Source organism: Kaistella carnis, assembly GCF_003860585.1.
GTDB classification, from domain to species: Bacteria; Bacteroidota; Bacteroidia; order Flavobacteriales; family Weeksellaceae; genus Kaistella; species Kaistella carnis.
The window spans coordinates 1736068-1761141 of the sequence record NZ_CP034159.1; the positions used below are offsets into that span (position 1 = coordinate 1736068).

General features: G+C 33.9%; 23 protein-coding genes. 6 read left to right on the forward strand and 17 right to left on the reverse strand.

Translation table 11 applies throughout. From position 1 onward, the window contains the following. Window positions 1-74 precede the first annotated feature (74 nt). Window positions 75-629, reverse strand: a complete 555-nt coding sequence (gene ruvC, locus EIB73_RS08010) for a crossover junction endodeoxyribonuclease RuvC (RefSeq protein WP_125024290.1) — start codon at window positions 627-629, stop codon at window positions 75-77. 115 nt (window positions 630-744) lie between these two features. Between ruvC and EIB73_RS08015 the strand changes: the two genes are divergently transcribed. From EIB73_RS08015 to EIB73_RS08040, 6 genes are all read left to right on the forward strand, one after another. Further along, complete coding sequence (locus EIB73_RS08015; protein ID WP_125024292.1) at window positions 745-1068, forward strand: PadR family transcriptional regulator; 324 nt, start codon at window positions 745-747, stop codon at window positions 1066-1068. Beyond that, window positions 1065-1778 (forward strand): hypothetical protein, encoded by a 714-nt coding sequence (locus tag EIB73_RS08020; RefSeq protein ID WP_125024295.1) that lies wholly within the window; start codon window positions 1065-1067, stop codon window positions 1776-1778. The genes EIB73_RS08015 and EIB73_RS08020 overlap by 4 nt, the downstream gene beginning before the upstream one ends. Before the next feature lie 533 nt (window positions 1779-2311). Next, the gene (locus EIB73_RS08025) at window positions 2312-2830 is read left to right on the forward strand and encodes a hypothetical protein (protein ID WP_125024298.1); all 519 of its coding nucleotides are present in this window, start codon (window positions 2312-2314) and stop codon (window positions 2828-2830) included. A gap of 118 nt (window positions 2831-2948) precedes the next feature. After that, entirely contained in the window at window positions 2949-4751 is a 1803-nt protein-coding gene (locus EIB73_RS08030; protein ID WP_125024301.1) for an SdrD B-like domain-containing protein, read from the forward strand. A 366-nt stretch (window positions 4752-5117) separates the two neighbouring features. Beyond that, window positions 5118-7610, forward strand: coding sequence for an ATP-dependent Clp protease ATP-binding subunit (locus EIB73_RS08035; protein ID WP_125024304.1), 2493 nt, complete (start codon window positions 5118-5120; stop codon window positions 7608-7610). A gap of 286 nt (window positions 7611-7896) precedes the next feature. Next, on the forward strand, window positions 7897-8280 hold the full coding sequence (locus EIB73_RS08040) for an integrase core domain-containing protein (protein ID WP_164467869.1): 384 nt from the start codon (window positions 7897-7899) through the stop codon (window positions 8278-8280). Window positions 8281-8291: 11 nt separating this feature from the next. Here the strand turns inward: EIB73_RS08040 and EIB73_RS08045 are convergent, their stop codons facing one another. The 16 genes from EIB73_RS08045 to EIB73_RS08125 all read right to left on the reverse strand — a co-directional run bounded on the left by EIB73_RS08045 (window position 8292) and on the right by EIB73_RS08125 (window position 24924). After that, on the reverse strand, window positions 8292-8759 hold the full coding sequence (locus EIB73_RS08045; protein WP_125024311.1) for a transposase: 468 nt from the start codon (window positions 8757-8759) through the stop codon (window positions 8292-8294). Window positions 8760-8948: 189 nt separating this feature from the next. After that, window positions 8949-9215: a M23 family metallopeptidase gene (locus EIB73_RS08050; RefSeq protein WP_125024313.1), complete on the reverse strand. Its 267-nt coding sequence runs from the start codon at window positions 9213-9215 to the stop codon at window positions 8949-8951. A gap of 83 nt (window positions 9216-9298) precedes the next feature. After that, entirely contained in the window at window positions 9299-10429 is a 1131-nt protein-coding gene (locus EIB73_RS08055) for a hypothetical protein (protein ID WP_125024316.1), read from the reverse strand. A 69-nt stretch (window positions 10430-10498) separates the two neighbouring features. Next, entirely contained in the window at window positions 10499-11701 is a 1203-nt protein-coding gene (locus EIB73_RS08060; protein ID WP_125021533.1) for an IS256 family transposase, read from the reverse strand. 307 nt (window positions 11702-12008) lie between these two features. Next, window positions 12009-12236 carry a hypothetical protein gene (locus EIB73_RS08065; protein ID WP_125024319.1) on the reverse strand — a complete coding sequence of 76 codons (228 nt, stop codon included), beginning with the start codon at window positions 12234-12236 and terminating at the stop codon, window positions 12009-12011. A gap of 386 nt (window positions 12237-12622) precedes the next feature. Further along, window positions 12623-13705 (reverse strand): hypothetical protein, encoded by a 1083-nt coding sequence (locus EIB73_RS08070; protein ID WP_125024322.1) that lies wholly within the window; start codon window positions 13703-13705, stop codon window positions 12623-12625. Window positions 13706-13853: 148 nt separating this feature from the next. Next, window positions 13854-15056, reverse strand: coding sequence for an IS256 family transposase (locus EIB73_RS08075; RefSeq protein WP_125021533.1), 1203 nt, complete (start codon window positions 15054-15056; stop codon window positions 13854-13856). A gap of 480 nt (window positions 15057-15536) precedes the next feature. Then, the gene (locus EIB73_RS08080) at window positions 15537-16007 is read right to left on the reverse strand and encodes a hypothetical protein (RefSeq protein WP_125024325.1); all 471 of its coding nucleotides are present in this window, start codon (window positions 16005-16007) and stop codon (window positions 15537-15539) included. Next, a complete protein-coding gene (locus tag EIB73_RS08085) occupies window positions 15982-16620 on the reverse strand; it encodes a hypothetical protein (protein WP_125024328.1) in 639 nt (212 codons plus the stop codon). The genes EIB73_RS08080 and EIB73_RS08085 overlap by 26 nt, the downstream gene beginning before the upstream one ends. After that, window positions 16617-16955, reverse strand: a complete 339-nt coding sequence (locus tag EIB73_RS15205; protein ID WP_228411216.1) for a hypothetical protein — start codon at window positions 16953-16955, stop codon at window positions 16617-16619. The genes EIB73_RS08085 and EIB73_RS15205 overlap by 4 nt, the downstream gene beginning before the upstream one ends. 81 nt (window positions 16956-17036) lie before the next feature. Further along, on the reverse strand, window positions 17037-18209 hold the full coding sequence (locus tag EIB73_RS08100; RefSeq protein ID WP_125024331.1) for an SH3 domain-containing protein: 1173 nt from the start codon (window positions 18207-18209) through the stop codon (window positions 17037-17039). A gap of 13 nt (window positions 18210-18222) precedes the next feature. Continuing rightward, window positions 18223-20163 (reverse strand): glycoside hydrolase family 19 protein, encoded by a 1941-nt coding sequence (locus EIB73_RS08105; protein ID WP_125024333.1) that lies wholly within the window; start codon window positions 20161-20163, stop codon window positions 18223-18225. 317 nt (window positions 20164-20480) lie between these two features. Next, window positions 20481-20768 (reverse strand): hypothetical protein, encoded by a 288-nt coding sequence (locus tag EIB73_RS08110; protein WP_125024337.1) that lies wholly within the window; start codon window positions 20766-20768, stop codon window positions 20481-20483. 110 nt (window positions 20769-20878) lie between these two features. Next, the gene (locus EIB73_RS08115; RefSeq protein ID WP_125024340.1) at window positions 20879-21958 is read right to left on the reverse strand and encodes an SH3 domain-containing protein; all 1080 of its coding nucleotides are present in this window, start codon (window positions 21956-21958) and stop codon (window positions 20879-20881) included. Window positions 21959-21969: 11 nt separating this feature from the next. Then, window positions 21970-24219: a hypothetical protein gene (locus tag EIB73_RS08120; protein WP_125024343.1), complete on the reverse strand. Its 2250-nt coding sequence runs from the start codon at window positions 24217-24219 to the stop codon at window positions 21970-21972. A gap of 18 nt (window positions 24220-24237) precedes the next feature. Then, window positions 24238-24924: a DUF4280 domain-containing protein gene (locus EIB73_RS08125; RefSeq protein WP_228411217.1), complete on the reverse strand. Its 687-nt coding sequence runs from the start codon at window positions 24922-24924 to the stop codon at window positions 24238-24240. Window positions 24925-25074: the final 150 nt, after the last annotated feature.

The following is a 25074-nucleotide window of genomic DNA, read 5'->3' on the forward strand; positions in this document are numbered from 1 at the left end:
AACCAAGTAAAACTTTTGTGAAGTTGTCGTAATCTAATTTTACAAAACAAACCATTGTTAATGAATAGGTTATCTTACTTTAAACGATCTGGATTCTGCTTTAGAAAAGTGTCCCAGCCGGTGTAAGATTTCTCTGTAGACAAAGAACCGGAGTTAAAATGATGGCAAACCGCGACTGCCAAACCATCCGACGCATCTAAATATTTGGTCGGAAATTCTTTCAGATTTAAAAGACTTTTCAACATTCCTGCGACCTGTTCCTTACTGGCGTTTCCGTTTCCGGTGATGGCCATTTTTATTTTCTTCGGAGAATATTCTGTGATGGGAACATCGCGGTGTAGTGATGCGGCCATTGCCACGCCTTGTGCACGTCCTAACTTCAACATCGATTGTACATTTTTACCAAAAAAAGGCGCTTCTAAGGCAACTTCATCCGGGTGATATTCATCAATTAAAGATAAAGTGCGGTCAAAAATATATTTCAGTTTGGTTTCGTGATTCGGATATTTATTAAGAATAAGCTCATGCATGGCAATCATTTCCATTTTACCACCTTTCACCGAAATAAGTCCGAACCCCATAATAGAAGTCCCCGGATCAATGCCTAAAATTATTTTTTCTGTTTGCATTGGGGCAAATTTAATCTTTATGAAATGGGTTTGAAAACAAAGTTCAAAAAAAATCACAAATAAATAAGATACATAAGAAACTTATATATATATTTGAAAAAGATTTGATCTGGTAATGAAAAAGAACTCACTTTATAAAGGTACCTTAAAAAACATTATTCTTAAACTATTGGCGAAAGAAGTAAAAATGTATGGTTACCAAATGACCCAGCGTGCGAAAGAATTAACTGAAGGCGAACTGGAAATGACCGAAGGTGCGCTGTATCCTATTCTTCATAAACTTGAAGAAGAAGGAATGATCTTTTCTGAAATACAAATCGTAAATGGCCGAAATCGAAAGTATTATTTTCTGACAGAAAAAGGAAAAAAGCAGCAATTAGTACAGGAGGCAGAAATGAAAAGTTATCTGTTAAACTTAAATACCATTTTTAATATATGATTTCATCTACCGAGCAAACGCAAATTCGTGATTATTTAATTTATAAAAAACTTCCGATCGATATTTTACTGGAAGTTCAGGATCATTTTGAAAATCAAATAGAATCACTCGAAAGGGAGAATAATATTTCTTTCCAGGAAGCCTTTCTTCTTTCAAAAATGAGTTGGGAAAAAGATTTTAAATTAGTGAGAAAATCCCTTTTTTCGTTCAATCGTGTTCCGAGAATTGTAAAAGAGACTCAAAAAGAGGTTACCTCGAAATTGATTATTAAATCCTCAATTATTACGTTTGCGTTACTTTTCTTTCAGTTGATTACCGCCCGATTTATGGCGCATGAATATTATTTGTTGATTAATGTGCTCATCTATCTTATGGCAGGTCTCTTAATTCTAGAAATGACTTTGGTTTACATTTTTTCGAAAATCGATAAAAAGAGAACGAGAGCAGAACAGTATTTTAATAATCAACTTCTTCAAATATTTATTTTTTATATCATTCTGGGTATTTTTGGAGCATTCACAAAACTTCCTACCAATTCTTTTAAAGTTATTTATGATTTTGTAAACGGTGTCAATCAATTTTCAGCAGATTACTTTTTCGCCGCGGTGGTAAGCATGCTTTTCACCAGAGGCGTTACTTTTTATCTTTTCTTTATGCTAAACGACCGGGCAAAATCGATTAAGAAGATCAAGAAATTCCAAATTGCTTAGAAAGAGTTTATGCTTAAGCGATGTTTTTACTGCTTGGAATTCATTTAAATTCCTACTCTTTATTGGAATCAAAAAAAAGGTACATATCCACCTAATAAGTGCAAAAAGCATTAAGGTTTATAAAAACCATTAATTCTTATGGCTAAGCTCGCTTCTAGCAACAACAAAGATCCGGTACATTTCAAGTGTCGGATTTTTTGTGAGCGACAATTTGTTGTAGAAAACGTAAATGATATATTACTTCAAGAAATAAATCAAGAAAAAACGATCTTTTAAATATAGAGTTTTTTCACCCTTCCCCATTTTTTTTAGTACTTAAAACTCTCTAGTTTTTTCTCAGTAATTGAGATCACAAAAAAGGAGAAACATAAATCATTTTTAATACCTTTGCGGCTCAATAAAATTAAGCAAACCTCTGTGATTTTATAATATTAAATGCGTCCTCATGGATTGTATGCTTAACATTTTTAAAAATTTAAACACTTAATGATCAGAGTTTTAAAAGCAGAAGCTTTATTAACATAAAATAAAATATGAACAAAATTTACATATTCTTACTATCACTTACTATCAGTTCGGCCTACTCTCAAGTAGCCCTCGGAAAAGGATCTATAAGCAATTCGTCCGTTTCTTTAGAATTTGGTACGGAAAACAGAGGAATAATTTTACCTTGGGTAAATTCTGCTACTGCGGTAACAGGCGCGGTTAACGAAACCCTTATTTTTGATAGTGCTGATAAGAAAGTAAAATATCTAAAAGCCGGTAGTTGGTTTGATTTAACTGTAGATACCACAGGAACGGTCGACACCTCATTACAAAACACGCTATCTGAACTCCCCTCATCAACTGTGGCCATCGGTAAAACAGCTGCCAATAACACAACACCAGGAATTTTAGTGCTGACCGACAACGACAAAGCAATGGTTTTACCAAAGGTTGCAAATCCACACTTGAATATTGTAAATCCTTCCGCCGGGATGATGGTTTATGACACCGTAAACAAACAGTTAGCTGTGTTTAATGGTGCTGTGTGGTCTTTCTGGAAACCTTAGGTTCAACAAACCTTAAGCGCTAAATTTCAGATAGTGTGAATCTCGTATTTTCAATTGAAGGTTCACGAATTTTCTTTAACCCGATCCTCTTCTCTTACAAATAGTACAAAAAACAAAAATGATAAAAAAAACATTTTTACTAGGAATTTTCTTACTGAGCATCTTAGGATTTTCACAAGTTGCCGTTACAAATATTTATACCGACTTTAATAATTTTTGGAAAAGTGGCACCTCCGCAATAAACCCTGTTAATCCGAATAACAGCCATAATCTCTTAGGATTTACCTGGAATGGAATCACTTATTCAACCGGAGTAGACAATTCCGTTTTAACTTCCAATGGAATAAGCTTTCAACCCAATATATTTAAGGCTTTCCCAACCTCCTATACGCAAAGTTTAATATCGCCCTCTTATATTGGTGTGGGTAAAAATTTCGGCGGATCTGGCAATGTTATGCAAGTACCTGTAGAAAACGATTTGGCGAAATATTTAACGGATGGACAAAACGGTTTAGATTTGGGAACCGGTGTTTTTAATTTCCCCTCCTCCGGAAATATCGCCTACGATATTACGAGTATTAATCCGCTTTCAATAGGTGATGGAACTCCCGATGTACTCATCACACAGATTGGGGATATCAGCAGTGTTTTGGATAAATACTATTTTGTGGATAGCATGGGAAATCTGGTTGGAAATATATACAGCGTTGACTTTGGCACTGTTCCGGCAGTCGGCAATGCAGACTGGAAATTTTACAATACGAATTCCAGCCCACCAACCTATAATGCTGGCGTATCTAACAATCCTACCAGAAAATTACGCCTGTTGGCCTTCGACTGGTCAGAATTAGGTCTTAACGTGAGCAATATCTCTCAGGTTCGAAAACTGGTACAGATTTTCTCCGGCCAGAGCGATGCTGCTTTTATTGCATTTAACACAAGTTCTATTGTTTTAAAGACAACTGTTTCCGGAACCGTATTTAATGATAACAATGCAGGAACTCCGAATGGAAATAGGTATGTAGGTGCGAAAGTTTTGCTTAGAGATGCGTTGGGCAATACGGTGAACACATTAACTACAGATTCAAGTGGAAATTATTCTTTTCCGAATATATCTGGAGGCACTTACACCGTTGAATTAACGACACCTGCTGGATTTTTTGTGGTCGGAAACGCACAGGGCAACACCAATAACGTTCTGCCAATTACGGTGGGAAGCAATCCGGTTACCGGAAATAATTTTGGAATTAACCAACCTCCCAAAGCATTTGATGATAACGTTTCCGCGCAATTTAATACACCAGTAAGTTTTAATATCTCTACCAATGATGTAGATCCTAATAACGGTGCCGTGGTTCCCAATACTATTAATTTAATTCTACCCCCAGGAGCGACAAACTATGTTTTATCGCTAGACGGCCTCATCAAATCTTTTACAATGCCGGGACAAGGTTCATATTCCGTAAACTCTGCCGGCGTTTTCACTTTTACGCCTGATTCCGGATTTACCGGAACTCCTACCAGTGTAAAATACACGATTAGAGATACTGCCAACCTACTCAGCAATGAAGGAATTATCTTCATTAAAGTAGAGGATTTCTGTTACCGACCTTCAGCTACTACAGGGACGACACTGGATACAAAACATGGAATTACCTCTCTGGGAAGAGCAGGAAGTCAAAATGCTGACAATTGGCCAATGGTAAGAAAAGGAGCCTGGACCGCTCTTGAATCGAAGACCAAAGGATTTGTTGTCAACAGAATTCCGACGACTGCTAAAGTAAATGCAATTGCAAATCCCATAGAAGGAATGATGGTTTACGATGAAGAAGCAAACTGTTTGAAGATTTATACTACGACTGACGATTCAGCAACTTTTAGCTGGAAGTGTCTGACCAAGCAGACCTGTCCAACCAACTAAATTTTTTCAACAAAAAACTTTTAGAAAAAGCGTAATAAAAAGATATTATTAAGGAAATCCGGCACTATTAAAGTGTCGGATTTTTTTATCCCTTAAAATAATTAAAATGATTGCCTCGAATGAAATTTACCTAAAAAATAAAGTGAGAAGAATAAGGAACATCATAATATGGTTTAAATTTCATTAAAATATAGAAAATCATTAAAAAAATAAAAGATAAATAACAACTACATTAAAATTGACCATTTTATTTTAATTCTCAAAAAAAGGCCCATAATACTGCGAAAAGTTGTTGTGTTTTACAGAAGTTGTTACAAATAAATACTTTATATTTGAAGAACATCCTTAACATTAATAAAAACAAATATGAGCGTATTAATATCTAATGAAACGGTGAAGCAACTCTTCCACATTGCACAATCGATCGCAAAAGAAAACTACAATGTCACTTTTGGTGCGCCACACCTGCTTCAGGCTCTAATGCATCAGGATATCGGCCTCCGCAGTTTTTTACAGAGTATAGATAAAGATCCGGGATATTTTTATGAATGGGCAGATGTAAGAATTGAAGATTATCCGAAAACAGCACATCTTCCAGATGAAGTAGCGCAATCAGCGGATGTTGATAAAATCCTGGAGGAAGCTGATGAAATAAGCGTGAAGCTCGGATTAGACGAGATCACACCGCTGAGTATCCTGGCAAGTATTACCAAACCACACGTCGTTTACAATGCACAGGAATTAAAATCATTACCACTTCGGGAGCAGGAAATTTTAAACCATTACCGTGCGGAAGATCAAAATATTGGAGAAAAGATCGACGCTCTTTTTAATTCTCCATTTAAAGACAATGTCTCTTTTCCATCAATCAGCGCCTATTGTATCGACAAAACAGCACAGGCAAAAGAAGGAAAATTAGATCAAATTATAGGTCGTGATAAGGAACTCCGCATGTTAATTGAAATTCTTTGCCGACGATCAAAACCGAATGTTATTATTGTGGGAGAACCGGGCGTGGGAAAAACGGCCTTAATTGAAGGTTTTGCCGAAGAAATAAACAAAGGCAATGTTCCGGAATTATTAAAAAATGCAACACTTCTAGAATTAGATACAGGAGCGCTGCTGGCAGGAACTTCCTACAAAGGAGAAATTGAAGACCGCTTGAAAAAAGTCATTAATGAATGTAAACAGATGGAAAAAGCCGTTTTGTTTATTGATGAAATTCATGCGCTTTTAGATTCAAAAGGAAGTGCCGGCAATGTTGCCAATCTCCTAAAACCCGAATTAGCACGTGGAGAATTAACCGTTATTGGAGCGACCACTCAGGAAGAATACCGAAAAATTATAGAGCCCGAAAAAGCCTTTAACAGAAGATTTGAAGCTTTAACTATTGAAGAACCCGATGATGCCACTTGTGTCAAAATGATGGAGGTACTTTTGGATGGCTATAAAATGCACCATAAAGTAGAAGTAGATCGTGCTGCACTCCCAGAATGCGTGCGCCTTTCTAAAAGATATGCAAAAGGAAAAAAACTGCCCGATGCAGCAATTGATTTATTAGACAGAACCATGGCGGCCGTTAAGATGCTGGATGAGCTGTCGGAAAATGAACTGGCAAAATGGAAGGAAGAATACGATGCTTTATTAAAAGAAGAATTCGCCGAAGAATCTGATCTGGCCGAAGAACTAATTTGGCACTTCAGACTGTTGCAGGATCGCTTAAGTCCAATCTTGTGGGGCTCTTTGGCCGAGCAGAATGACATTGACAACTCTATGAGCATTGACCATATTAAAAAAATTATTGATGATACCTTTGCCGAACTTTTAACCCACGCTGCTGTAAAAAGAGAGAAAGTTAATAAACTGGAATTGGCGGCGGTGATGGCGGCAAAAACCGGAATTCCGATCGGGAAAATTCAGGCCCAGGAAAAAGAGAAATTGATTAATATGGAATCGCTTCTTTTAAAACGCGTTGTTGGGCAGGACCACGCGCTGAAAGTTTTATCGGATGCGATTGTTGAAAGCCGAAGTGGATTGAATAAACCCGGGCAACCGATTGGATCTTTCTTTTTACTGGGACCAACAGGAACTGGAAAAACAGAGTTGGCAAAATCGATGGCCGAACTTTTATTTAATGATGAAAAAGCCATGGTCCGTTTTGACATGTCGGAATTTAAGGAAGAACACTCTGCAGCCTTACTTTATGGTGCGCCTCCGGGATATGTGGGTTATGAAGAAGGCGGAATGTTGGTGAATAAAATTCGCCAGCAACCGTACACGGTGGTTTTATTTGACGAAATTGAGAAAGCACACCCGTCGGTTTTTGATGTTTTTCTTCAGATCATGGACGAAGGAAAAGTTCATGACAAACTGGGCAAAGAAGGAGACTTCAGCAATGCCTTGATTTTGTTTACCTCTAATATAGGAAGTGAAGAAATTGTGAAACAGTTCGAAGAAGATAAAATCCCGGATTCTAAATCACTAATGCAGATCATGTCTAATTCAGGGAAATTCCGCCCCGAGTTTTTGGCCAGGATTACGGAGATCATTCCGTTTGCGCCTATTACGGAAAGTATAGCAGAACGCATTTTCAGAATCCAGTTAAAGTCTTTAATTACTTCCCTTACGCGTTTGGGAATGGAACTCGAAATCAGCGATGAGGCCGTTCATAACCTAGCCGTAAACGGTTTCAGCAGCAAATATGGAGCGAGACAGATTTCGGGTGTTATTCGGTCGCGACTGGCCAGACCCATTTCTAAAAAAATCGTGCGCGAAGAAGTAAAAGCTGGCGAAACAATCTGCGTGGATTGGGACGCAGATTTGCAGGAATTAATATGGAATATTAAGCCACAAGTATAAAAGCTAAATCCCTGAATGAAATATTCAGGGATTTTTTATTGGTTGATTTTTTCGGCTAAAATTGACTGATTTTTCAGATTGTTATTACAACCGCTAAATTTTTTTTTATTGTAGGTTCAAAAACCTTAGGTGTAAAGCGCTGGGAGACTGATCTATCTGTTCTAAAAATCCCAAAACGAGTATTCTTGTAGAATTATCCTCATCAGTTAATTCTCCTAGAAAATCTCCCTTAAAAAGTACTGCGGAACAATTAATTGAGTGGCGGGGAAAACCTGAAAAAATAAGAGTGGACAACGGACCGGAATTTACTGCAGAAAAAATGAAAGATTATTGCAACAAAGAGAATATCGAACTAGCCTTCATTCACCCAGGGAAACCTACACAAAACTCATTGATTGAGAGATTTAACAGAACATTCCGGACAGAGTTTTTAAGTGTTTACCTTTTTGAAAACATCAGACAAATGAGAAATTATGCAGAAATATGGATGTGGATGTACAATAATGAGAGACCACATAGTGCGTTACAATACCTTACACCACGGGATTTTTTATTGAAATATGGAAAACTCAATCAAAATAGCGCAGATGAGTTTCCCACATTCCAACAAAATTTCAACAACGACAACAATAAAATATTAACAAAAAACTCTACTTTTGAGTGTGCCTAAAAAGGGGAAGATTACAAGAGGGTTTTACCGGCATAATCCACATACATTTTATCACCAGATTTGTGATTCATGTGCATCACGGGATTCACCCGCTTTGCCCATATTTTGTAGTGATGCCGGAATTGGGTGATCTGAAAACCATCGGGATACAAAGCGATATACTGCTCCCAAGTTCGATAAATAGTGACTCCTACCTTTTTTAATTCCCGTTCCATCACCGGAAAATAATCGTACAAAGTCTGTAATTTGGGACTCACCGATTCCTCAGTAGTATGAGAAAACAAAAGTTCAAGTTCTGCGTCTGTCTTTTCGTTAATGATCTCAAAACTTAATCCAAGGACTTCAAATAACGAAATATACTTCTTTACGGTGTTTCTGGAAAGCGATAAGTAATTGCTGATAAACAACTTACTCTTTCCGTTGCTATAAAATTTAAGGACTTTTCTAATTTTACTCATGTCGGTTGTTTTATTGGCCATAATCCGTATTTTTATACGAATTTATGACGCTAACAACATGAAAAAATCAATCGTTTTTACCTGAAAAAATCAACCAAAATCAAGGTGGTCAGTTTGCTCCGAATCCAGGTGGTCAGTTTGCTCCGAATCTGGTGGTCAATTTACTCCCAATCTGGGTGGTCAATTTGTCCGTTTTTTCCACGGGGGAGCTTACACACACAACATCTCTTTCCGACAAATGCCATATAAAAAATAATAGGTAGAGCCGTTATAAGTTTCTTTAATTCCTAAAGTTCTTCCATAAGTTGTAGAAATATAGTCATCATAAATTTCTCCATCAACACAAGCATAGATTGTAGTTCCTACTGGAGCATAAAGATCAAGACCATCATGTGTTTTACTATTTCGTATCGAGGCAAAGCCATGATCACTTGAGTCTGGATAAAAACCACTTCCGTACCAGCCTCTAAGTTCCATACGTGTTAATGGATGATGCCAATCAGATCTCCTTTAAATTAAGAACCAACATATATATATCCTTTTTAATGATGCTCTTCTTTTTATTTATTATCATAAGTTTTAGTACAATCAGGTTGTATTTTATTAATTGTTTTAAATAATTCTTCAAGAGAATTATTTAATTTAAAATTTAAATTTGTAACACAATTTTCGGTGTATCTATCTTGCCAGGAATAAGATTCACTTTTAATTTTTTTTAAGATAAAAATATTGTTTATGCATGATACAAAATAATTTTTCCGAAAGTCACCACGGTCTGGAAATAGTGTGATAATTTGAAAACCTTCTTTAGTTTCATTAATATCAAAAATTTGATTGCCTCCATCTTCAGAAAAGTTCGTTGTTTGTAAGGTAAATTTATATTTGTTGTTTTTATCTCCTAAAAAAACTAATAATTCATCTCCTTGATAACGGTTATGGCTTACAATTTTATCTTTAATCCCGTCTTTATTGATATCGAAAGTTTTGATGAAATAATTTTTATTTCCGATGTATTGATCAATAGTTATTGTTTGAAAATTATTATTATTATTATTATCTTCTTTTAATAATTTTAAATCTTCATCTCCTCCAGTAAATCCGTCTTCATTTACCTCATTTATTTTGTTCAGTTTTAAAATTTTATTAGATGAAATGTATAATTCTTTTGATTTTTCATTAAATAAAAAAGTACCTTTCTTAAAATCGACACATTGATAATTTCCTAAATAACTAAGATCATTTTTTTTAAAATAATAAACAAAATATGTAGAATATTGCTCTGTAAATGCAGGAAATAACACATATCCATTAGAAGTATCATCATCATTTAGTAAAAGATGTATGTCTTTTTCTGCATCTGCAAAATCCATGTCATAAAAAAAATTAATTTTAATTGGTTTCCAATCGATAAATTTAATATTGTCATTTTCTATAGAAACATAAGCTCTATCTTCAATATATCTTATTTTCAATGAAAGGGTATGATACCCTAGATCTAATTTTTGGACATTATGTTTTATGCTATAATCCGAATTCTTTGTTATGTCTAAGACTTCTTTATATGTAAAACTATTATTTGAGGTAGTTTTTATAGAAGAAACCTTTTCTTTTGTTGGGTCGATTAGAGCTGTTTTTTTACAAGAAAAAAAAATGATTAAAAAAAAGATAGTATAAAAAATATTGTTTTTCATATGAAAATTAATTTTTAAAGACACTGTCCCGCAAAGTGTGTAAGTTGAAAAGTTTAAGACTTGAGTTTTTTATAACTTGAGCCTTTCTTCAAATATAAGCATAAATTGATTTAATACGATTCCCCAATCTCGAATCGGCATTGTCCATTTTTTTGTTGCTTCTCTTAAGGCAAGGAAAACTGACTTTAAAACCGCATCATCAGTAGGAAAAGACATTTTATTTTTAGTATATTTTCTTATTTTTCCGTTGAGATTTTCTATTAAATTGGTGGTGTAAATGATTTTACGGATTTCCACCGGAAATTCGAAAAATACCGTTAATTCATCCCAATTATCTCTCCAGGATTTGATGGCATACGAATATTTAGATTCCCATTTTTCTGCAAAATCATTTAAGGCGGCTTCTGCGGCTTGCTTGGTGGGAGCGTTGTAAATGTGTTTCATGTCGGAAGTAAAGGCTTTTCTGTCCTTCCAAACTACGTATTTACAAGCATTTCTAATCTGATGCACCACGCAGATCTGAGTTTGAGATTGTGGGAAAACACTGCGAATAGTTTGGGTAAATCCATTGAGATTATCCGTTGCAGTGATCAGTATATCTTCTACGCCACGTGCTTTTATGTCAGTTAAAACGCTCATCCAAAAACTGGAACTTTCGTTTTTTCCAAGCCACATTCCCAGAACTTCTTTTCTTCCATCCCGTCTTAAACCAACGGCAAGATAAATGGTTTTGTTGATAACTTTTGAGTTCTCACGGACTTTAAAAACAATTCCATCCATCCAAACAATGAGGTATAAATCCTCTAGTGGCCGATTTTGCCAAGCGACAATCTCACTGGAAACCGCATTGGTAATCCTGGATATTGTGGATGTTGAAACATCAAAATCATACATTTCCTTGATCTGATCTTCAATATCACTTACACTCATTCCTTTGGCATAAAATGAGATGATAACATTTTCCAAACCTTCAATAATATTATGCCTTTTGGGAACTAAGGCTGGCTCAAAAGTACTTTCCCTATCCCGCGGAACTTTAATTTCATCTTCGCCAAAAGAGGTTTTTATCTTCTTGGTTTGATGGCCATTGCGATAATTTCCGTCTTTTGTTTTTTGATGTTTCTCGGTATCCAGATGGTCATCTAATTCGGCTTCGAGCATATGTTCTACGGCTCGTTTGTGCATTGTTTTGAAGAAAGAGGTTAAATCTTCTCCACTCTTGAAGGATTTGTAGAAATCCTTGTTGTTTAATAATTCTTCTTTGTCGATCATAACTGTATAAAGTTTAAAAATAGTAAAAAGTTATTTCCGAAAAAGTTTTGAGCTTTTGAAGGCTCAAAATTTTTCAGAATAACTTTTCAACTTACACAGTTAGTGAAACACTACCTTTTTAAAATAAATTACTTGTGCCTAGTTGTGCAGAACCATTAACCTCCTTAATTTGCCCTCTGCTTTTTTCATTTAATTGGGAATTTCTTTCATTTTCACTTTGTTCTTCATAAACTTTATAATCATAAAATTGAAGCAAATCACTGTTTGAAGACCAAAAACATCCCACATATAGGGTCTCTCAGTTTGCCTAGAAAGCGCAATTTTTAATATGTTTTTTTAATTCAGTTATTTTTTTTTGATCTAAAATCACACTACCAATACAACTTTTTCCTACAAAGTTTATCAGATAAGGATCAATATGAATCTTTTGATCTTTCAATCCTTCCTTTCCATCTACTTGTGAGATGGCAACGTTTTCCGGTTCACATTTTTGTATTTGGATTAAAAGGAGAAGGCAAAAAATAAATTTCATCATTTAGTTTCTTTTAAAGCTGATTTAAACCCCTAAATACGCAGATTATTTTTTATTAGTGGTAGCGTGATTCAAGAGTTTTTCTTATTGCCATAAGATTTTGATAACAAGCTTTTTCAATCAAATTTATATAAAGCGTCATTAAATTTGTTTTGTCTTTCTGCATCCAACCCTTTGCATCCGGTAAATTCCCCCTCGTTTAATAGATCTGTCCACCCTTCTTATTTATCTCTTATGAGATAAAGTAAATCGCCATTCATCATATTTTTATGAGATATTATTCCCTCAAAAGACTCTCTCTCCTTTCTGATTGCTGAAATCGCTAAAAAAAATTACTACCAGCGTATTTTAATATAGCAGATAAATCCTAAGGTTTATTAAAATTTATCTCAGTCACATCGCTCAAGAATAACAGGAGTTCGACCGCCATTTTCACTTATTAATAAGAAATCTTTTCCTACAAACTCTAATTTTTGTTTTTTTAAATTGTACAAACCAGTCCAAAGCAATTCCGCTTTGCCATCGTTTTTAATAATGAATTGACCGATGACTTTTTCTTTTGAAATCTCTTCATCTACGATCATTAATTGATCTTTATAATAAGCTTGTTGGGAAGATAAACTTGCGTATTTAAGATTGTACGCGTTCTTGTTTGCTGCTTTTTCAACTTTTAAGTTAATGAAAATCGCATTGTTACTATTTAAAGATAAAAACCCAGTTGCATTATTAATATCTAAAGTAGTTAACTCATTTCTACAATCTACCGCCCAATTCCCATTTAATTTAACTATGTTCTGTTCTTCTTCAACGGTCTCCTTTTGATTTGAAAATAGGTTTGGGAATTCAGAAGTGAAATAGTCACTATCGTAATAAGGAGGTAATTTTTCTACAATCACACCTTCCTTGAACTTTTCCCAAATTTTTATGTGGTTGTTGTAATAAAAAATATCGGCTTTTGCATTCTTGGTCAAATAAATGCTTTCAACAGTACACCCATTATTTTTTTCTAAGAACTTTTCTTTAACCCAAACTGCGAAGATGTTGTAATTTGCAAAATTATCACTAATCAACTTTTTTATTTTAGGTGAATCTTTGGTAAAATTATGGGTGTTAAAATCAATTTTGCTGTAAAATTCTTTTTCCCAAAAAGTTTTGTCATCTTTTGATTTTGGTATATAATGAATTGAAAAATACCCTTCATCGGCACAATTCAGGTAACGTTGAAAAGGATGATCAGAAATATTTGACTCGTCAATGACTAATTCAAATGGAGAGCTATATTTTTCGCTAAAAAAGTTGATATCATTAGCAACCGGTATGCTATTTTTTACGGTACGATTTTCCTTTAAATTTTCCTTTAAATCTTGCTGCAAATTCTGATTTATTTTATCGCCTTGCGTTTTTAAGTCTTGCGTTTTCTGGCAAGAAAGTAAGATTGAAAAAGAGATGAAAACTTTGATTGCACATTTCACTATTATAACATTTTGAAATTACCTTTTTTTAAATAATAGAAATTTTTCAGAATTTTTAAAAGAATATTTATAAATAATTCCAAAACAAAAAATTTTTAGACACTGTCCCGCAAAGTGTGTAAGTTGAAAAGTTTAAGACTTGAGTTTTTTATAACTTGAGCCTTTCTTCAAATATAAGCATAAATTGATTTAATACGATTCCCCAATCTCGAATCGGCATTGTCCATTTTTTTGTTGCTTCTCTTAAGGCAAGGAAAACTGACTTTAAAACCGCATCATCAGTAGGAAAAGACATTTTATTTTTAGTATATTTTCTTATTTTTCCGTTGAGATTTTCTATTAAATTGGTGGTGTAAATGATTTTACGGATTTCCACCGGAAATTCGAAAAATACCGTTAATTCATCCCAATTATCTCTCCAGGATTTGATGGCATACGAATATTTAGATTCCCATTTTTCTGCAAAATCATTTAAGGCGGCTTCTGCGGCTTGCTTGGTGGGAGCGTTGTAAATGTGTTTCATGTCGGAAGTAAAGGCTTTTCTGTCCTTCCAAACTACGTATTTACAAGCATTTCTAATCTGATGCACCACGCAGATCTGAGTTTGAGATTGTGGGAAAACACTGCGAATAGTTTGGGTAAATCCATTGAGATTATCCGTTGCAGTGATCAGTATATCTTCTACGCCACGTGCTTTTATGTCAGTTAAAACGCTCATCCAAAAACTGGAACTTTCGTTTTTTCCAAGCCACATTCCCAGAACTTCTTTTCTTCCATCCCGTCTTAAACCAACGGCAAGATAAATGGTTTTGTTGATAACTTTTGAGTTCTCACGGACTTTAAAAACAATTCCATCCATCCAAACAATGAGGTATAAATCCTCTAGTGGCCGATTTTGCCAAGCGACAATCTCACTGGAAACCGCATTGGTAATCCTGGATATTGTGGATGTTGAAACATCAAAATCATACATTTCCTTGATCTGATCTTCAATATCACTTACACTCATTCCTTTGGCATAAAATGAGATGATAACATTTTCCAAACCTTCAATAATATTATGCCTTTTGGGAACTAAGGCTGGCTCAAAAGTACTTTCCCTATCCCGCGGAACTTTAATTTCATCTTCGCCAAAAGAGGTTTTTATCTTCTTGGTTTGATGGCCATTGCGATAATTTCCGTCTTTTGTTTTTTGATGTTTCTCGGTATCCAGATGGTCATCTAATTCGGCTTCGAGCATATGTTCTACGGCTCGTTTGTGCATTGTTTTGAAGAAAGAGGTTAAATCTTCTCCACTCTTGAAGGATTTGTAGAAATCCTTGTTGTTTAATAATTCTTCTTTGTCGATCATAACTGTATAAAGTTTAAAAATAGTAAAAAGTTATTTCCGAAAAAGTTTTGAGCTTTTGAAGGCTCAAAATTTTTCAGAATAACTTTTCAACTTACACAGTTAGTGAAACACTACCTTTAATTGCCCTTTTCTTTTGCTTAAATTGTCGCTAATCTAACAGCTAAAGATTAAATTTCAATCTCAGCAAAGAAATGCTGATGATCTATAAATGTTTCTTATTGAAATCAAAGGAATACTTATCTGAAATTTTGCAAAAACCCTTTGTCTCCCAATAGGTCTTCCTATATTTTGTTGTAGTTGTGCAGTAATTACTTTTTCTGATCATTTTAAAATGGTCTAATGTTCAAATATTATTTAACATATTAAGCAACATAGATCAACTACTTACTTCTTTATTAGATTTGACTTGCCTATTGACGGCTAATTTTCAAGTCCTCCTTGATGAATTAAAATAATTGTTCAACCTTTTTAAAGTATATTTTATTTTTGTTTCAATTCGATCCATTCATTAAATGTTGCTTCACCGCCTAAGCCTTGAACAAAAAGGTTTTGATCTGATTTTTTAATTTTAAAGGTCGGATGGTCACTTTTACAATTTTGCTCCGTACCAGCATAAAACAGCTCTAAAATATCAACATTTAATTTAACCTCATATTTACCATTACATCTAATTGGTTCATGATAGCTTTCTGTAGAAAGTATCGCTCCACTTTTAGTGATTGCAAAATTGTAAGAAATTGAAGCCGTTCCCGTTGTTGTTTCCTCAGTGTTTGTAACTGCACTAAACTCACCGTAGAATATTTTAGGTATTATAACAGTAGAAGATTCATGCTTTGTGTTCTTTATATTGTGCCCCTTATTATATTTGTGACACGAATTTAAAAGAAAAATACTTATAAGGAAAACTGTTTTTATTCCATTCATTTTATAATTTCTTAAAATATCCTTCATCTGTTAATTTATAATCTACAGTAACCTTAACTGTATCTGCTACCTTTTTCTCTCCTAAAATGTCCCCTGCTTCGTTAAATTCTAATTTATTTACCGAAAATTTATTTATCTTGATGCTCTTATCTTTATTAATTACAAAAGTTCGATAATATTCCGTTTCAAATGTGAACCGACTGTCAAGAAGTAATTGATCTCTTAATTGACCATTATAGTAACTATCCAACTGTACATTTAAAATTGGTGTGTCGTTATCACCTATTGTATTATAAACAATGACTTTACAGAAAATGGATGATGAAAAACTCAGAGTTTCAGTGATAGCATACTTATCTTTAACCGTTGGAATTATCACAAAATCATTTTCTTTAATAGGAAGAATTAGTTTGTCATGTTGAAAATTATTCATTTTTTTTTCGTCGGCAGTTACAATATAACGATCTTGTTCAGTAGAGAAAGTATAGAATTCACCAACATTTTTATCAGTGTATGGAAATATCTCGTTCATTTCAGATGATTTTTGGATTATTTCTTTTTTTTGTTGCACTTGTTTCTTTCCATTACTTTCAATGCAGGAAAATAAAATCATTGTAGCGCATATTATAAAATACTTCATTTTTTAATTTCTTTAAAATTAGGGTCATATCCTTGTACATGGAGATGATGGTGATGATTTTTGGTGTTTTTTGTTATATGATCAGGATAAATTACCTTACCATTCCTTTTGTATGACCAACCCAGCATACTTTTCCATCCAAATCGAAATAGTGCATTATTCCATTTATTTTGTCTGACACCGTCAAACATATCGGGATTAGCACTGATATCTAAACTTGTTCCTAGATCATCTTCGGTTACGGCCAGATAATCGGCTTGCCCTTCAGCATTATTCCAGTAATGTTTCTGGTGGCTCGTAACTTTGAATTTTGGAAATTTAAAACCTTGGTGCATTTGAATCTGTTACAGTGTACTTTTTAAATATTTCAATGAACGACTGATTCTAAAAAAGCATCCTTTCGAATGCTTTTTTATTTAGTCTGACTTTATTCTGCTTTTATGAATATAACCTTCTTTTCCCTCTTTGGTTTTTACTAAAAACCAATCACCAGAATTGTCAAGAACGTTAATGGCTTCACCAGAGTTTATTTTTTGTAAAATATCTGAAGTGGAATTTTTTTCTTTTCTGAGGTTGGTAAAACCATCTGGGTCCTGGATAGTATAAATAGTATTTTCCATTTCTAAATCATGTGGAGACTGATATATTACTTCCATGTAATCCTTTAGTTTTGGTAAATTATAATAGTTATTTTTTTCTAAAATAGATTTATAGTTTTTATTTTTATTAATATAACTTTCAATATCACCTTGTATTCCAACCCTTAACTCTCTTTCAAATAAATAAGCTTTGATTTGGTCAGGTTCAAAATATTCTTTAGGATTTAAAGAAATTTTATCAATAATATCACCAACTCTCAAAAAACCATTTCCCTCTTTTGCATAAGAAAAATCTTCCACAGGACCTTTATATATAATATTTTCGATATCATCAAATATATTTTTTTTTAATACTTTTCGAGAGTTTTCATCTTTGAAAATTAATTCCTCCATATTAGATAAACTGTTAAAATCAAATTTTTTAAAAACCGCATCTACAAGTTTTTTATCCTTATTATACCCATAATGTATAACCAAATTATACAAAATATCTTGCTCATGAGTTTGTAGCCAAAGATAAGAAACTGGTGTATTGTAAAATATATATGAATTAAAATGAAATAATAAATCAGGATTCAAATATTCAGGTGAATTAGCACTCGGATCTTGTATAAAAACAAAATTTTCGTTTCTTATTGCCACTTCGGGAAACATTGAAGGTTGCAATGCAAAAATTCTATTTTTATATTCAGAAAGTTGAAAACCGAAAACTTCTTGAATTCTTAAATTAAAGTTTTCTTCGTTTGGAAATTGAAATCTTCTTTGTTCCAAGATTTCTTTCGCTTTATTGATGAACTCGAGCGAAAGATTGTCATAATTAGACTTTGTTCCGTCGCCTTCGTCAGAAATATTATAAGGTGCTTCTTTCAAAGTATTCATTTTTTTTTTTGTTTTTGATTGTTCTACAATTTTACTTTTATCTTTATCTTGCCCATTACAGGAAATAAAAAGAAAAATAATGCTAATAATGCATAAATTTATTATTTTCATATTCAAGTTTATTTTAAATTCCTTTCCATTTTTTAGTTCCAAAGCTTGGATCGTCCCAAGTGCTTTCTATAATTTTTCGAGGCTCAACAATAAACCTTACTGGTTTTTTATCCCCAATTGGCAAATCGGGAATGTTGTCTATTAAATCTTGTATTGGTTTCGTATTCTTTCCTGAATTAAATGTAAAGCATCCCACGGAAAAACGTGGAGAATATTGATGAAGTGCAACACCACCTCTTGAACCATCTGGTCCCTCAATACCATTTTCAGAAGCAGCTGATTTACTTTCAGAATCAATTACATAAATTTTATATTTCTGCCCGGAAACACCTGGTACCAAAAAATACTCACCCGGAGGAATTTCATTATACTGACCAAATCTTTTATCAGAATGTTTTAAAATTTTTCCTTTAGAAGTTGATGTTTGATGTGTATCTCTACTTAAATATGTTGTGTAGTCAGGTGAAGGAAGTTGATTATCTTTTTCTAAATCATAATATGTTTTCAAAGACATGTCTTTAAATACAATAGTTTTATACATAACCCAAGAAAATTCAGTTGGTTTAAAAGCATCCTTTTCTATTTTTGTATCCGTACCTGAAACTACTACAACTGTTCCATTTTCATCAGAAATATTAATTTTTCCTTTTGGTTTACATTTTTCTACTTCTAAAATTTCAACAGCTTTTTTGAAGAATCTTTTTCTTTCATCTAATCCTGCTAACGCCGGATTTATAAGTGAGGTTACAATTTTTACTGCAGAATCGCTAATTTCAGTTGCAACTCCAGTTATATTTTTTTGTTTCCAAAAAGCTAATCCAGAAAGGATTGCATCCTTTTGGTTATTCTTTAATTTGTATGGATTATCATTATCAATCCAAGTTACATCAACTCCAAAAGTTTTTTTAGCGACACTTTTCAGAGAAGAATAATTATCACGCCAAGTAATTTGCTTATATCCTTTTCCACTATATCTCCAACCATCATCTTTATCGGTATTATGATTTCCATTCGGATGAGTTTTCCCGTAAATAGCATTTGCAACTTCTTTCCAATTGGCGGAATTAAGTGATAAATCTGACAACCTTTTAGATTCTATTTGTTGCTTTTCCAACGTGCCAAACTGTTTAAAATAAGAATAGAACAACTTTCGCATTCTTTCAGGATTTGTATATTTAAAGCGTTCTTGAAGATCATAAAATTTGGTTTCTTGAGAAATTTGTGCTAAGAAATGTGCTTTTGTTATACATGTATTTATTCCTGCTTTTTTTCTGTACTCATTTAAATATGGTAAAGCAGATCTAATAAAAGTATCATCTTTGATTAGAGATGTTTCTTTTCCATATTTATCTTTTTTACCAACACAAATTCCTTTAATTTGTTTTAAGGTAATATCGTTTTTACATCTCGGGCAACCACCAATACTATCTTTCTCAGTTTGCTGATTATCAATACTCGTCGCCGTTAGTACTTTTTCAACAGCATCCACAACATACTTCCAGCCTTCTCCCAAAACTTCAGAACCTTTACTTAAAATGCCGTCAGAATCTTCTTTTTTTGGTGCGTTAGAATTTGCATCACTCGCTTCTACCGCGCCTTTATTTGTCGCTTTTTTATTTTCATATACGGCTGTAACAAAAAAGTTCTTTGTTGTATTTTCTTTGGCCATGAAATAATCCATCAAGGTGGGTTGTGAAGCGTATTCCATTAAACTGAATTTCACTTCTGCAATTCCGTTTTTATCTACTCTTGCTTTCTTGGGCTTTTTGTATTTGTCCTCCTCTTTTGCTCCTTCTTCCCAAAGATAAAAAGTAATTTCTCTTCCAACTAAATTGGCAGTTCTTGCCTGCGCCGATAAGGATTCATTAAAATCCGCCTTGTTTACATTGGCTTTCCCACGGTTTAATAAAATAACACGACCTATTGAAGGTTCTTTTGCAGTTCTTGGCGTCACGATTAGTGTTGCAAAAAATTTATTTTCTACCTGATTTAATAAATTTTTTCCTTCCTGATGTACTTCTATTTTATACGGGATTCCAACTACTTTCTCTCCAAAAGTGTACGGAACTTTCTTGCCATATTTTATATTTTTAGCCACCGGAATCCAAGTACCTTTTTCTTTTTTAGACAAAGTCCAGATATATTTCCCTTGTTCTTCTTTAAAAAAGGGGGAGGGACTAATTGCAAAGAGACCACTACCAACTTCATAGAAAGTTTTTTCTTCGGCTTTGGGTGCTGTATTTCCTTTAATTACATTCATAGCTTTACAATTTATTCTACTTCAAAATCATCTGGATTTACTTCCTCCTGAAACTCATCATAATCCACCACCGGATTATAGATTTCCTGCTCCTTCGGATTCGCATTTGCCGCGTTGCTTTTCCCCGCCTCACTTTGCTGACCATGTTTCATCACCGTAATCTTTCCACCGATGGAGCACCTCAATTCTGAAGCTTCGGTTACGGCGAGATAATCGGCCTGTCCTTCTGCATCGTTCCAGTAATGTTTTTGGTGGCTCGTAACTTTGAAATTGGGGAAGGTTGTGCCTTTGTCGCACATCGCTTTTCCCTTTGGGGATCATAAAATGTACTTCATCATAAATGTCAAAGATCTGATTCTTCTCCAAAAAATAAAAAACTGCTCGGAAAAAGCAGTTTTTTATTGAAATTTTATTTGCTTTTAATTCTACTTTTATGAATGTATCCTTCTTTTCCTTCTTTAGTTTTTACTAAAAACCAATCACCAGAATTGTCTATAACTTCGATATTTTCACCAGATTTTACTTTTTGTAAAACTTCTGATGTTGCAAGTTTGTCTTTTCTAAGATTAGTATAGCCGTCGGAATCTTGAATTTTATTTGCCTTGAATTTCGCTAATAATAAATTTGAAATCATATTTATTTTAGAATTTGAAATTAAATAACTTTCATATCCATCCGTTTTATTTTCTTTTATTTTTTCTTTAACTTCATTTTCAGTGTAGGATATAATATCTATATCTTTCTTTGAAACAATGTAATTATTTTCAATTAATATCTTTACTGCAATAAAATCTTCTTGCTTAATAGCCAAACTCATTATATCGGTTAGTCTTGAAGAATCAATTTTATAAGTCTTAATAAAATATTGCAACCAACCGCTATTTGTATAATATTGTAAATCGAAAAAAGTTTCATTATTAATTAAATATGATAAATTTTTAATATCAAAACTCGCTAAATCTGCATGTTGTTTTTCATATAATTCTAATTTATTTTTGAAGTCTGTAACTTCCCGTCTGTTATCAGTTTTTAAATCATTGGGGCTAAATTCTATATTAGTTCCTTCATTAAATAAATCTGAAAATTTTATTGCATTCATTTTATGATTTTTTTTATTAGTATTTTTGAAATAACATTCCATTATATTTTCCCATATTTTCTTTTTATAAATTAGGTTTTGGGGATGTTCAATATCATTTGTTATATCTAATAGTTTTTGTTGTTTCTTATCAATAACAAGCCAGCCTACTGTATTTTCATTAGTAATATTGTCTTTTACAAATAATTTTAAAGTTGCTTTGTTTGAATCTATATCTTCTATTTCAACATCCATTTTATTTTTAAATGGATTTGTGATGTTTGAAGTAATAACAAATTCTTTTAGAATATCATGGCAATCATTTTTTTTTATAATGATTAGTTTATCTTCCTTTTGTCCTTTACAAGAATTTATTATGAACAAGGATATTGGTAATAATATATATTTCATAGTTTTATTTTTTAAAATCCGTCTACAATTCTAGGTTTTATACCTTTTAGAGATTCTCTATATGCTTCTTGTGCTATAGCATTATCCTTATTAAACCAGCGTGCATAATTTCCATCATATCTTTTAATATATTCTGCTTTATATTCCATTCCCGCCAAAACAGTTGGCAATTTTACAAATGTTTTTGGTTTATTTGTTTGTTGCACATTTCCCCCTTTTCCGCTCAGTCCAGCACCTTCCATTGCACTCCAAGTTCCTATTGGAGTATGTTCAGGGTGATTTTTATACGTTGTAGAGTCCCATCCATAATATGGAGCACTTCCAAAAACTTCCATCCCACCAGTTCCACAATGTTTATATTGTTTTGAAGTAAAATGTGCTGTTTCTAATCTGTACATTTTTTCCACAATAACTGCAATGTCTTTACCATACTTATCGTGTATTATCCGTAATGCTTTTCTTGCATCTTCTTCATTAAAAAGTTTTTCGTCTTTAGATATCTCTGGAAGATTATCAACCAGAACAAAAACCTTTACTTCTTCTTTAAATTCAGATGGTTTTACAATAACTTTTCCATTACTTGAATATCCTCTCCTACCATAAACACCTGTAAGTTCTGGAACTATGGTTTCCAAATAATTATTCAAAGAATGGTACACGTATTTGTAATTAGTCGCACTTAAATCTTTTATCTCTGTCGAATAACTAGAGTGGTTTGTACCATCACTTGCTCTAATTCCTACGCATCCTATTAAATCTTTTGATTTCCAAGGATCTATTGAAATAGATCCTCTATTTCCTAAAGTCATTGCACCACTTGAAACTTCTTTTGATATATCTTCAACTATTTTTAAGTTTGAAGTAGTATCACTTACAATTCTATATCTAAAACTTTCCTTTTTTGCATGATTCCAGGCCTGCATATATCTTAACCTATATAGCGATGTGATTGTATTTGGTGGCAATGGTCCACTTTTACCATAATCTTTGTTGTTAGTTTGGGCGTGTCTGGCAACTGTTAAAATAGTAGATTCGGCATTCTCATGTGTTTGGTTCTCCAGGTCCTGTTTTAGTTTTTTTACAGCTTCGCCTATTTTACTACCTCTATAAATGTACATTTTATAAAGTGGGAATGCACTTTTACCATTTGGAAGTTTTTTACAATAAAGTTTTCCTCCTTCTTTGTATTCATTCATCCCATTAAATCCACCATAATCAGGATAGGAAGTTATTTTATCACTTTTATTGACTTTAATTTCTGTCGCGATTTCACTTGAAATATAGAGGACTGCTTCTTTACCTAAGCCAGTTATCTTTTCAAATTTTTCTTTTGGTTTTTCCACTTTCTTAACCTCAGAAGTTCCTTTCCCTTCCGGTTTAGGTGTCGTTGGTGATTTTTCCATAACCGCTGTTCCTAAGCTTTCTGCCCAATCCCATATTTCGCCGCCTGTTTGTGAAACACTATCAGTAAAACTATCCCATATTCCCTTTTCTTCTTTCTTACTTGGAGGTTTCTGAGCAGCCGGGGAACTTTTAGCTTTCGGTTTTGCCGGAGTCTGTGGTGAAGTTGTTCTTGACGTTGATTGCTGCGGATAAGGATTTTTTACGTTGACATTATTTGTCGCATGCTTGTTTGTTTTGTAATATTCCACCGTGACGTAGAACTCCAGTTTGCAATCGGCTTCGCCTTGCGCCGCTTTCAACATTAATGCCGTAGTGAGCGAAAATTCTGCTACAGCAATCCCATTTTTATTTACTTTTGCTTTTTTCGCATCAATGGCACGGTTACTCGTATTGTGACCTGCTCCTTTTGCATCGTCTTCCCAAAGTGTAAAAACGAGTTCTTTTCCCAACATGTTCACACAATTGGCGCGAGCGCGGAGCTTTTCCATAAAACTGAACAAAGTGCCTTTTGTATCGTCAACATAAAAAAGTTCGACTTTATTTATTTTCGGAGTTTTTGCAGGCTTAGGCGTAATGATGAGTCCACCCCCTTCCGGTTTATATAAGTAAGCTTCCAGGCGATAGGTTTCTCCGGCGGCAGCTTCGCCAAAAGTAAAATCACTCTCTCCAATTTTTTTGATATTGGTAGAAGTAAATTTTCCGTTCTTCCGTTTTTTATACAATTCCCAGGTAACTTTTGCGGGATTTTTTTCGGAAGCAGACGTAGCCGGATACCATGAAGCAATCTTATAATTATATTTTTGGCCCACTACTGGAATGATATTTCCAGAAACTGCTGATACTCCTTTCTTTGCCATAACTTTTCTTTTTAAATGTTACCAGACTTCTGCTTCATTACCATTAATCTCCTCCTGAAACTCCTCAAAATACACTAAAGGATTGTAGACGTGCTGTTCTTTCGCACTGGCTTTTTTAACATTACTCTTCCCCGCCTCACTTTGCTGCCCATGCTTTAGCACCGTAATTTTTCCACCAATGATACACATTAGTTCTGAGGCTTCCGTTAGACAACTTTTGCCCATCACTTTTACTTTCTTATACGGCTTTTGCCATTTTCCGGCTGGTGCGAAAGTGCAGGGATTGCCATTCTTCACCGAGCAGCTGCCAAAGGGTGCAGCCGGCGGATTAAAAGTAAGATCATCTTCGGTTACGGCGAGATAATCGGCCTGTCCTTCTGCATCGTTCCAGTAATGTTTTTGGTGGCTCGTAACTTTAAAATTGGGGAAGGTTGTGCCTTTGTCGCACATCGCTTTGCCCTTTGGGATGACAAAATATTTGCCGTCGTGTTCGCTGGATTGACTTCCGCTTTCCTTTTTCTCCTTTTCTTCTTCGTTTTCACAGCTTTTTCCCTCTTCGGGATTCTGTGCAGCATTTGGTTCTTCTGAATCTAAATCTTCATTTGAACTGAGAGCTCCGCCCCCATCATATCCCATCGAAACATCGTTATACTCATCTTCACCGTCTGGTAAACCGCTGAAAGGCTCAACCAAATCTGCCTCCAAATCCGGAGAAAATTTTTCGTCTCCCTTTTGTTTTGCTTAAATTGTCGCTAATCTAACAGCTAAAGATTAAATTTCAATCTCAGCAAAGAAATGCTGATGGTCTATAACTATTTCTTTTTAGTACATTAAGGAAATATAAGGTCTTTTCCT